Genomic DNA, 11121 nt, shown 5'->3' on the forward strand with positions numbered 1-11121 from the left:
GTTGAGGCTATACATTGTCACGCAGGTCGAGCAGAGCGATTACGGAGGTCGGGCACACCCATGGTGCTGGCAGAGGGCGTCGAGGTCGATCTCGGCCCATTGGGACGCGCCCGGGTGACCTCACTTCTCGGCCAGGGCGGACAGGGCTACGTCTTCGAGGTCCGTCGCGAGACCGGCGAGCCACTCGCCCTCAAGTGGTACAAACCCGAGAGCGCGACCTCGCAGCAGTACGACGAAATGCAGCAGTTGGTCGAGATCGGCTCGCCGCACCAGCGCTTCCTCTGGCCGCTCAGCATGGCCCGGGTCGGGACGGAGCCGAGCTTTGGCTACGTCATGCACCTGCGGCACCAGCGCTTCCTCGAGTTGAGCTTCCTGTTGCTCAACGCGGACCGCGACGGGAACCCCCTCGACGTCTCCTTCTCCTCGATCATCGAGCTGTGTCGCCAGCTGAGTTACAGCTTCCTGCGACTGCACGCGCGCGGCCTCTGCTACCGCGACATCTCCTTCGGCAATGTCTTCTTCGACCCGTCCAACGGTGACGTCCTGATCTGCGACAACGACAACGTCGGCATCGACAACGGCACCGGTCGGGTCCTCGGGACGCCGTACTTCATGGCACCGGAGGTCGTGCGTGACACGACGTACCGCACCCTCCCGAACACCGACACCGACCGGCACTCACTCGCCGTACTGCTGTTCTACGCGCTGTTCCTCGGTCACCCACTCGAAGGTGCGCGCACCGATGCGGGCATGCGCGACGCCCATTGGCTGATGACGCACTTCGGGACCGAGCCGCTGTTCTGCATGCATCCGGACCGGGCCGAGAACCGGCCGGCGCAGATCGTCCAGCAGTACTGGAACATCTACCCGCAGTTCCTCCGTGACCTGTTCATCCAGGCCTTCGCCGAAGGGCTCGACCACGCGGGCGCCCGGGTCACCGAGGGCCAGTGGATCAAGGCGATGGACCGGCTGCGTGACGGCCTGCTGGCGTGCCCGACCTGCGGCACCACGAACTTCTGGAGCCCCGAGGACGACAGCGTCACCTGCTGGCAGGACCAGACCGAGGTCCGGCCGCCGTACGTCCTGCAGATCGGTCGCCGCACGGTGGCCGTCGGCCCCCAGACCACGGTCCGGTCCGACCACCTCACCTCGGGGATCGACCATCCGACCGTGCTCGCCCAGGTGCGCCAGCACCCGGAGGCCAGGGATCGCTGGGGCCTGCACAACGCGTCGGACTTCTCGTGGCCGGTCTCCTACCCGGGTGGCCAGAACTTCCTGCTCGAGCCGGACCGGACGATCGAACTGGTCAACGGCGCCCGGATCCAGATCCGCAACTCCACCGTTCAGGTGCGTCGACCGAGCGGGTCGACGCCCGGGGCGACCGCATAGGGTGACGGCCATGTCTGCTCTCGTGGTCGAGGTCGACGGACGAGTCCTTCGTCTCGAAGGCAAGCCCGTCTATCGCATTGGCCGGGCCATCGAGGCCGATGTCGTCCTCACCGCCGGTTCGGTGTCGCGCCAGCACGCCGAACTGCAGTCCTCGGACTTCGGGTGGGTCCTGGTCGACAACGACAGCCAGTTCGGCACCTACGTCGATGACGAGCGGGTGACCGACTATCCGATCGAGCGGCGGATCTCGGTGCGCTGCGGCCCACCGGCCGCCGGCGCATCGCTGACGATCATCCCGGCCGAGCAGTACGACGCGCCAGCGGCCCTTGCGGCCCCGGCGCCCGTCCCACCGATGGCCCCTCCGCTGGCCGCACCCCCGCCTCCGCCGATGCCCGCGCCCGGACCCCGTCGCGTATCCCGCCGATGCCGAGCCTGCCCGACGAGCTCACCATGCCGCCGATGTCGTCGGCGCCACCCCCCGACCCGTCGACGCGGGTCGCACCGCCGGGCGCGCGTCCGCCGGGCGCGCCGGGTCTGCCGGCTGCGATCCCGGGCAACGACGCCACCCAGATCCTGGCGGCTGCCCCGCGTCCCCAGGTCGGCCCGCAGGGTCATGCAGGACCGCCCGCCCAGCGCACCGGCCCGGACCTGCTGCTGGTGGCCGAGGGGCGCGAGCACCGCTTCCGCCACCCGACCCAGATCACGGTGGGGCGTCGCAGCGACTCGACGGTCGTGATCAGCGACCCCGCGTGCTCGCGGGTGCACGGCCGGATCGATCCCTTCCCGGGCGGCTGGACCTACACCAACCTGTCCAACGAGGGGACCTTCGCCGAGGGCCGCCGGGTCACGACCCGCAAGTTCGACGAGCGGATCACCCTGCGGCTCGGTCACCCCGTGGCCGGCCCCGAACTCACTCTCGTCCCGATCCTGTCCTCGGCGGAGGAGGAGAAGCGGATCGCCCGACGCCGCTGGGGCAAGCGCCTGGTGATCGGTGGAGCGGCCGCCGCCGTCCTGGTCCTGATTGCCGGGGTGCTCGGTATCGCGCTTCTCGTCGGCCGCGACGACGACGGTGACAACTCTGCTGACGGAGGCTCGCCGTCCGGGGGCTCCAACTCGATGGGGGTGCTGACCGGGGAGGAACTCGACGCGGCCAAGGCCGCCACGGTGAAGATCTCGGCAGAGACTCATCTCCTGTCGGACCCGAGCAGCACGGGCGAGTACCACGGGTCGGGCTCCATCATCCGCAAGGACGGCCTGATCCTCACCAACGCGCACGTCGCTGAGCCGGAGGCCGACGGTCTCAACGACCAGTACTCCGGCGAGGAGATCGCGAATCCCGAGTTCCTGCTAGTCTCCCTGACTGACGGCATGACCGACACGAACGCCCCCGCGGCGTACCGCGCCCGGGTTGTGGAGGCCGATGGCCACCTCGACGTCGCGGTCATCCAGATCTACGCGAACGCCGACGGCAGCGACCTCGACGGCAAGCTCGACCTGCCGGCCGTGCCGATCGGCAGTTCCGGCGAACTGCGAGCGGGCGACGACGTGACGGTCCTGGGCTTCCCGGCCGTTGCCGGTGCCGGCGAGTCCATCACCGTGACCACGGGCGTCATCTCGACCGTGCTCAACGACCCGGACCTGGGGCCGCGATCGGAGCTCGACACCGACGCCCGGATCGCACCCGGCAACTCCGGCGGCATGGCCGTCAACAACGACGCCGAACTGATCGGCATCCCGACGGCGCTGTTCTCCGACCGCGACACGACCGTCACCAGCGGCCGGATCCGCTCGATCGACGTCGTGAAGGAACTGATCGACCGGGCCGAGGACGAGGTCGGCTAGCTCGCCTTCTTTGCGGCCGTCTTCTTCGCCGGGGTCTTCTTGGCAGCCGCTTTCTTCGCGGGGGCTGCCTTCTTGGCTGCGGTCTTCTTGGCGGGAGACGTCTTCTTTGCGGGCGCCGCCTCGGGCTCGGCCTCGCCGCGCGACGTCTTGGCGGCTTCGACGGAGCGCTGCAGGGCGGCCAACAGGTCGACCACTTCGCCGCCGGTCTTGGCGGACGTCTCGGTGCGCTTGACCTCGCCGCCCTCGATCTTGGCCTTCACCACGGACTCCACGGCTTCGGCGTAGTCGTCCTCGAAGTCGGCCGAGTCGAAGTCGCCGGACAGGGTCTCGATCAGCATCTTCGCCATCGCGACCTCGGCGTCCTTGACGTCACCCACCTCGACGGAGAAGTCGGGCACCCGGACCTCGTCAGGCCACATCATCGTCTGCAGCACGATCACGTCGCCGTTGGGCGTGGAACGCACTCGCAGCACCGCGGTGGACGTGCGCTGGCGCAGGGCAACGGTGACGACGGCCATCCGGTTGGAGTCGAGCAGCGCCTGGCGGAGCAGGGCGTACGGCTTGGCGCCGGTGCCCTCGGGTTCGAGGTAGTACGACTTCTCGAAGAGCATCGGGTCGATCTGGTCGACCGGCACGAACTTCTCGACCGCGATCTCGCGGGAGGAGGTCGTCGGCAGGTTGGCCAGGTCGTCCTCGGTGAGGATGACCATCTCGCCGTCCTCGGTCTCGTACCCCTTCGCGATGTCGGAGTACGGCACCTCTTCGCCGTCGATGGCGCACACCCGCTGGTACTTGATCCGGCCGCCGTCCTTGGCATGCACCTGACGGAACGACACGTCATGGCTCTCGGTCGCGCTGTACAGCTTGACCGGCACACTGACGAGGCCGAAGGAGACCGCACCCTTCCAGATCGCACGCATGGGGAGCAGCCTACGCCGAAGCGCCGACCCCTTCGACTGCAACGATGGAGCCGTGCAGCAGCCCCCTGGCCCATCGATCGGAGTCGTCGGCGGCGGAATCGTCGGGCTCGCGGTCGCCCGCGAACTCATCCGTCGTCGCCCGGGTCTCCAGGTGCTGGTCTTCGAGAAGGAAGATCGCGTCGGTGCCCACCAGACCGGCCACAACTCAGGAGTCGTGCACGCCGGCATCTACTACCGCCCCGGCAGCCTGAAGGCGGACCTGTGCACGCGGGGACGGGACCTGCTGCGGGAGTACTGCGCCGAGCACCGCCTGCCCTACGACGAGTGCGGCAAGGTCGTGGTCGCCGTCGATGCCGACGAGCAGGGCAGGTTCGACGCCCTCGAGCGCACCGCGCGGGAGAACGGTGTGCCGGGACTGCGTCGTCTCGATGCTGCTGCGCTCGCCGAGATCGAGCCCCACGCCGTCGGCCTGGCCGCCCTGCACTCACCCCGCACCGCGATCACCGACTACGTCGCCGTCGCCGAGCAGCTGGCCCGCGACGTCGAGGCCGCGGGCGGTCGCGTGGTGGTCGGGAGCGAGGTCACAGGGATCAGCCAGCGCGGCGGTCGGGTCACGGTGACGGCCGGCCGGACGTCGTACGACGTCGACCAGGTGGTGCTCTGCGGCGGACTCCAGTCCGATCGACTCGGCCGGCTGGCCGGGCAGGACGCGGACCCGCGCATCATTCCGTTCCGCGGGGAGTACCTGGCGGTGTCGGCGGCCAAGCAGGACCTCGTGCGCGGCATGGTCTATCCGGTGCCCGACCCGCGTTATCCGTTCCTGGGCGTGCACTTCACCCGCCGAGTGACGGGCGCACTCGAGGTGGGGCCCAACGCCGTGATGGCGCCGCACCGCGACGCCTACCGTCGCTCATCGGTGCGCCTCGCCGACGTGGCCAGCATCGTGACCTGGCCGGGCTTCTGGCGGATGGCCGGCACGCACTGGCGCACCGGCGTCCAGGAGGTGCGCGGCTCACTGTCCGTGCGCGCCTACCTGCGCGCTGCGCAGCGTTACGTCCCGGCCATCGGGCCTGAGGACGTGGTGCGCGCCGGATTCGGCATCCGCGCCCAGGCGGTCGAACGCGACGGCACTCTGGTCGACGACTTCCGGATCACCCACAGCAACGGTGTCACCAGCGTGCGCAACGCCCCGTCACCTGCCGCGACCTCGAGCCTGGCGATTGCGGAGTACGTCGTCGACCGGATCCCGGCACGGCCCGCGCGGTAGCGCGGCGGGAGGCGTCGCTGGCAGCTTGCTGCCCGAAGCTGCGCCGGAGACGCGTCTCGCGCAAATACAATGATCGACGTGCTGCTTCCCATGCTCGCGACGCCGGGCACCCACGTGCCGCCGGGCGACGACTGGCGCCACGAGGTGAAGTGGGACGGCGTCCGGGCCCTGGCCACGATCGACGGGGCCGTGACCCTGGCCAGCCGCAACGGCAACCGGATCACGGCCGCCTGGCCCGAGCTCGTGACCGCGCCCACCGGACTCGCGGACACCGTCCTCGACGGCGAGATCATCGCCCTCAACGAGCGCGGGATCCCCGACTTCCGCGTGCTCGCGGAGCGGATGCACGTCCGCAACACCGCCACGGTCGCGCGCCTGGCGCAGCGGATCCCCGCGACCTACATGGTCTTCGACGTGCTCCGGTTGCGGGGCGAGGACTTGTGCGGACTCCCACTCGAGGAGCGGCGCCGCCGGCTCGCTGACCTCGATCTGAGCACCTCGGGCTGGCAGGTGCCGCCGGAGTACGACGATGGCGCGATGCTGCTCGAAGCCACGCGCACACAGGGGCTCGAGGGGATCGTCAGCAAGCGGATCGACTCCACCTACCGGCCCGGTGAGCGCAGCCATCACTGGCTGAAGTTCGCGCACCGGCACCGTGGGACGTTCGTGGTCGGCGGCTGGCGCCCGCAGACCGGATCGAGCGACCGGCTCGCCGCCGTCCTGGTCGGTGAGGTCACGCCGGACGGGCTGCGCTACCGCGGCCGGGTCGGGAGCGGCATCGGCCCGAAGCAGTCGCGATCGTTGACCGACGCCCTCGCGCCGCTGGGCCGGGTCGGCAGCCCGTTCGCTGACGAGGTGCCGCGCGCCGACGCCGAGGGCACGTTCTGGGTCGACCCCGTCGTGGTGATCGATGTCGACACGCACGGACTGGGCTACGAACGGCTGCGCCAGCCGTCGTACCAGGGGATGCGTTCCGACGTCTCCGTGGACGATCTGGCCGACGATCTGGCCGACAACCCGGGAGGGCACTGATGCCGCGCAAGTCCGAGCACCAGCAGACCGAGGTGCACGTCGACGTCGAGGGCCGCACCCTGCGGCTGACGAATCTCGAGAAGGTGTTGTATCCCGCCACGGGCACCACGAAGGGCGAGGTGCTCGACTACTACGCCCGGATCGCACCGGTCCTGCTGCCGCACCTGGCCGGACGGCCGGTGACCCGGATCCGCTGGCCGCACGGCGTCGGCGACATGAGCTTCTTCGAGAAGAACGCCCCGGCCGGGACACCGAGCTGGGTGCGGACCGCCGAGGTACCGACCACCGGCAGCCGTGGCGCGAGCCGGCACGGCGACACCCTGCGGTTCCCGATCATTGAGGAACTCCCGACCTTGATCTGGGCCGTCCAGCTCGCCGCACTGGAGTTCCACGTGCACCAGTGGACGGTCGACGAGAAGGACGAGCCGCTCGGCGCGGACCGGATCGTGATCGACCTCGACCCGGGCGAGGGGGCCGGTCTGCACGATTGCTGCCAGGTGGCGTTGCTGGCCCGGGACGCCCTTGCCGAGCGTGGCTTCGACGCACTGCCCGTGACCAGCGGCAGCAAGGGCCTGCATCTCTACGCCCGGCTGCCCGAGCGGCAGCCGTCGTCCGAGACGAGCGAGATCGCCAAGGAGGTCGCCGAGGAACTCCAGGCCGCGTATCCCCAGCAGGTCACCGCCACCATGACCAAGGCCCGCCGCCGCGACAAGGTGTTCCTCGACTGGTCACAGAACGCGGGCTCCAAGACGACCGTGGCGCCGTACTCCCTGCGCGGCACCCCGCGCCCCCAGGTCGCCACCCCGATCACGTGGGACGAGGTCGCCGAGGGGGCGGAGGATCCGCTGGGCCTCGATCAGTTCACGCCCGCCCAGGTGCTGGAACGGGTCGAGGAGTACGGCGACTTATTTGATCCTGCGACGTAGGGCGTAGACGTCGAACTCGGTGACCACACCCGCTGGGTCGCCGCTGGACCCGACCGCGCTGGCCAGGTCGTGGGGTGAGGTGGCGTGATCGGCCTCGTCGAGCGTTGCGTCGATGAGCAACTGGATCTCGGAGGTCGGGTGGTCCACGCGCAGGGCCGTGGGCTCGATCCGCCAGCCGTGGCGGCCGAGTTCGTTGAAGAGGCCCATCAGCGTGGTGTTCTTCTCCGCGGCGATGCCCTCGAAGCCGTCGGCGGCCTCGATCAGGTAGACGGGCCGGGTCACGGCGAGCGTGGCAGCGTCGTACAGCGGCACCCACAGGCGCGCGTACTCGAAGCTCCGCGATCCACTCACCCGGCCAGTGTAGGACTCGGCGCCGATACGCGGCGGAAACTTGTGGTAGCGGTGCCCTCTCAGGCCGACCGCAGCGGACGCACCGCGGCCGGGTCCACGACGTTGCCGAGGTCGTGGCCGGCTCCGAACACCTGGCCGTTGCCGGTCACGGCGGGCGCGTCGACGACGTCGGCCACGACGACGGTGACGTTGTCGCGGCTGCCGCTGTCGAGCGCAGCCCGGACGAGCCGCTCGGTGGCCAGGCTGCGGGACGCCAGGCCCAGCAGCATCTGGATCGCAGCGGGGGAGAGGACGTCGCTCAGGCCGTCGCTGCACAGCAGCAACCGGTCACCGGGCTGCAGGTCGAGCAGCATGACGTCGGGCTCGGGCGTGTGCTCGCCGTCGACCGCTTGCAGCACGATGTGCTTGTACGGCGACGCGGCTGCCTGCTCGAGGGTGATCCGCCCGGCGTCGACCATCGCCTGGACCATCGTCTGGTCGTGGCTCAACTGGGTCAGGGCACCGTCGCGCAGCCGGTAGGCGCGGGAGTCGCCGACCTGCGCCAGGGCCGTCTCGACGCCGTTGGTCAGGATCGCGGTGAGCGTGGTGGCCATGCCGACGCGCCGCGGGTCGGCGGCCACCCCGGCGACCAGTTGGTCGTGCGCCTCGTGGGTGGCGGCGGTCAACAGCCGGACCGGATCGACCCCCGGGTGGGCGAGCGCTCGCGCGCTGACGACGTACGACGTCGTGGCGGAGGCAATCTCGCCGGCGGCCGCGCCACCGACACCGTCGGCGACGCAGAGCAGGTAGGGACCGGCGAAGCCGGCGTCCTCGTTGTTGTCGCGGACGAGGCCGACGTCGCTGTGCGCTGCGAAGCGGAACTGGAGCACCGCACTCACCTCCCAGGAACCGGTCGCCATCGACCCTGTGTCGATGGTGCCCGGTCAACCTGTGAAACGTCTGTGGGTGCCCTCAGAGTTCCGCGGAGCCCCGGTCAATCAGGACCGGGTCAGCTCCGGAAGCCGACCTGCCCGGCGACGCTGCGGCCGATCTCGACGTACGCGAGCTTGGCGACCGGAACCACGGTCACCTTGCCCTTGGTGTCGGTCAGCTTGAGGACACCGTCGGACGCCAGTGCGTCGCTGACGAGTGCCTCGACGCCTTCGCTGGTCTCCTCGGTCTCGATGACGAGTTCCCGGGCGGTGTGCTGCACACCGAGCTTGACCTCGACGGTCATGGTTGTTCTCCTCGTTCGTGGGGACGGCGGGGAACCCGGCCGTCTCGTTCCAGCCTAGTCAGGCGTTGGTCGGCTCGACCCGGGACATCAGTGCTCGTCGGTGCGTGGGTAGCCACGGATGCCGCGCCAGGCCAGGCCCGACACCAGCGCGACGGCCTCGTCCCGGGGCAACCCGGTCAGACCGCGTTCGGTGTCAGTGAGCCAGAACCGCGCGCTGACCTGGGCCATTCCCACCAGCGACACCGAGAGCAGCCGTGACGCGTCCGGCGGGAGACCGGTGTCGTCCTGGATCACGGAGGTGATCAGGTCGGCGCACTCGGTGGTGACACGATCGATGTGGTCGCGGACCGCGGGCTCGTTGGTGAGGTCGGATTCGAAGACCAGCCGGAACGCACCGGTGTCGTGGGCGACGTAGTCGTAGAACGCGTCCATGGCCGCGGCCACGCGCTGCTTGTTGTCCTGCGTCGACTCCAGTGCCCGGCGGCAGCTCGCGATCATCGCGTCACAGGCCGTGTCGAGGATGGCGAGGTACAGCTCGAGCTTGCCGGGGAAGTGCTGGTAGAGCACCGGTTTCGAGACGCCGGCGCGCTCGGCGATGTCATCCATGGCAGCGGAGTGATAGCCCTGCGCCACGAACACGTCGAGGGCAGCGGCCAGCAACTGCGCGCGTCGTTCGCGGCGGGGAAGTCGTACGCCGCGGGGCCGCCTGTCGTCCAGGTCGAACTGCTCGGTCACCACGACGTGAAGCCTACTCGTTGGTAGGCGTGGACAGAGGAGGCGCCCGGGTCAGTGGGACCGGGTCCGGATGACGGGACGTGGTGTCCACTCCTTGGTCGGGGAAGGGACCATGGAAGGGTCGAGGGAACAGCCGGGCACCTGCACGGTGTTGTCCCTGGACTGACACCCATCGTTTCCGAGGAGTACGACGTGAGCTTTCCCGCGCTGGTCGAGCCGGCCGCCGAGCTGACCATCGACGAGGTCCGCCGCTACAGCCGCCACCTGATCATCCCCGACGTGGCGATGGACGGACAGAAGCGCCTCAAGAACGCGAAGGTCCTCGTGATCGGCGCGGGCGGCCTCGGCAGCCCTGCGCTGCTGTACCTCGCCGCCGCCGGTGTCGGCACGCTCGGCATCGCCGAGTTCGACGAGGTCGACGAGTCCAACCTCCAGCGCCAGGTCATCCACGGCATGTCGGACCTCGGTCGCCCGAAGGCGATCTCGGCCCAGGAGTCGATCTCCGAGATCAACCCGCTGGTCAACGTCATCGTGCACAACGAGCGCCTCGACAACGACAACGTCATGGACGTGTTCAAGGGCTACGACCTCATCGTCGACGGCACGGACAACTTCGCGACGCGCTACATGGTCAACGACGCGGCGTACTTCCTCGGGATCCCCTACGTCTGGGGCTCGATCTACCGCTTCGACGGCCAGGCCTCGGTCTTCGCGCCCACGATGGCCGACGACGCCCCCTGCTACCGCTGCCTCTACCCCGAGCCGCCGCCGCCGGGCATGGTTCCCTCGTGCGCCGAGGGCGGCGTGCTGGGTGTCCTGTGCGCCTCGATCGGTTCGATCCAGGTCAATGAGGCCATCAAGCTGCTCATCGGTGCCGGCGACCCGGCCATCGGCAAGCTCGTCATCTACGACGCCCTCGAGCTGGAGTGGCGCAAGCTGAAGGTCCGCAAGGACCCGAACTGCGCACTCTGCGGCGAGAACCCCACCGTCACCGGTCTCATCGACTACGACGCCTTCTGTGGCGCGATCTCGGAGGAGGCGGCCGACGCCGCCGTCGACGCGACGATCAGCGTCACCCAGCTCGCCTCGATGATCAAGGAGCGTGAGGAGGGTTCGCGCGACTTCGTCCTCATCGACGTGCGGGAGCCGGCCGAGGCCGAGATCAACCACATCCCCGGCGCGGTCCTCGTGCCCAAGGGCGACTTCCTCAACGGCACCGCGCTCGCGCAGCTGCCGGGTGTCGACTCGGGCAAGCAGGTCGTCCTGCACTGCAAGAGCGGCGTCCGCTCGGCCGAGTGCCTGGCGATCGTCAAGGGCGCCGGTTACGACGACGCCGTGCACGTCGGCGGCGGCGTGGTGGCCTGGGTCAACCAGATCGACCCGAGCCAGCCGTCGTACTGATCGAACGCACGTAGTTCGAACGCAAGCAGGCCCCCGCGATCC

Annotated in this window: 11 protein-coding genes; 6 read left to right on the top strand and 5 right to left on the bottom strand. The window is 69.6% G+C overall.

The features are described from left to right. The first annotated feature begins 60 nt into the window (after positions 1-60). Complete coding sequence (locus HRC28_RS10660) at positions 61-1389, top strand: serine/threonine protein kinase (protein WP_182380056.1); 1329 nt, start codon at positions 61-63, stop codon at positions 1387-1389. A gap of 423 nt (positions 1390-1812) precedes the next feature. Further along, positions 1813-3231, top strand: a complete 1419-nt coding sequence (locus HRC28_RS10670; protein ID WP_237111788.1) for a trypsin-like peptidase domain-containing protein — start codon at positions 1813-1815, stop codon at positions 3229-3231. Here the strand turns inward: HRC28_RS10670 and HRC28_RS10675 are convergent. Further along, positions 3228-4151, bottom strand: a complete 924-nt coding sequence (locus tag HRC28_RS10675) for a Ku protein (protein WP_182380059.1) — start codon at positions 4149-4151, stop codon at positions 3228-3230. The two genes, HRC28_RS10670 and HRC28_RS10675, sit on opposite strands and share 4 nt — an antisense overlap. 52 nt (positions 4152-4203) lie before the next feature. Between HRC28_RS10675 and lhgO the strand changes: the two genes are divergently transcribed. From lhgO to ligD (HRC28_RS10690), 3 genes are all read left to right on the top strand, one after another. Beyond that, positions 4204-5418 (top strand): L-2-hydroxyglutarate oxidase, encoded by a 1215-nt coding sequence (gene lhgO, locus HRC28_RS10680; protein ID WP_237111789.1) that lies wholly within the window; start codon positions 4204-4206, stop codon positions 5416-5418. Positions 5419-5487: 69 nt separating this feature from the next. Next, complete coding sequence (ligD, locus tag HRC28_RS10685; protein ID WP_182380061.1) at positions 5488-6450, top strand: non-homologous end-joining DNA ligase; 963 nt, start codon at positions 5488-5490, stop codon at positions 6448-6450. Continuing rightward, positions 6450-7376, top strand: coding sequence for a non-homologous end-joining DNA ligase (gene ligD / locus HRC28_RS10690; protein ID WP_182380062.1), 927 nt, complete (start codon positions 6450-6452; stop codon positions 7374-7376). Before ligD (HRC28_RS10685) ends, ligD (HRC28_RS10690) begins: the two co-directional genes overlap by 1 nt. Here the strand turns inward: ligD (HRC28_RS10690) and HRC28_RS10695 are convergent. From HRC28_RS10695 to HRC28_RS10710, 4 genes are all read right to left on the bottom strand, one after another. Next, positions 7356-7727 (bottom strand): hypothetical protein, encoded by a 372-nt coding sequence (locus HRC28_RS10695; protein WP_182380063.1) that lies wholly within the window; start codon positions 7725-7727, stop codon positions 7356-7358. The genes ligD (HRC28_RS10690) and HRC28_RS10695 overlap by 21 nt on opposite strands. Positions 7728-7786: 59 nt before the next feature. Beyond that, a complete protein-coding gene (locus HRC28_RS10700; protein ID WP_182380064.1) occupies positions 7787-8626 on the bottom strand; it encodes a protein phosphatase 2C domain-containing protein in 840 nt (279 codons plus the stop codon). An 89-nt stretch (positions 8627-8715) separates the two neighbouring features. Continuing rightward, complete coding sequence (locus tag HRC28_RS10705; RefSeq protein ID WP_182380065.1) at positions 8716-8943, bottom strand: DUF3107 domain-containing protein; 228 nt, start codon at positions 8941-8943, stop codon at positions 8716-8718. A gap of 87 nt (positions 8944-9030) precedes the next feature. Beyond that, complete coding sequence (locus HRC28_RS10710) at positions 9031-9681, bottom strand: TetR/AcrR family transcriptional regulator (RefSeq protein WP_182380066.1); 651 nt, start codon at positions 9679-9681, stop codon at positions 9031-9033. A 189-nt stretch (positions 9682-9870) separates the two neighbouring features. Between HRC28_RS10710 and moeZ the strand changes: the two genes are divergently transcribed. Continuing rightward, positions 9871-11079, top strand: coding sequence for an adenylyltransferase/sulfurtransferase MoeZ (gene moeZ, locus HRC28_RS10715; RefSeq protein WP_182380067.1), 1209 nt, complete (start codon positions 9871-9873; stop codon positions 11077-11079). Positions 11080-11121 lie beyond the last annotated feature (42 nt).

The sequence above is a fragment of the Nocardioides sp. WS12 genome (assembly GCF_014108865.1).
Taxonomy (GTDB): domain Bacteria; phylum Actinomycetota; class Actinomycetes; order Propionibacteriales; family Nocardioidaceae; genus Nocardioides.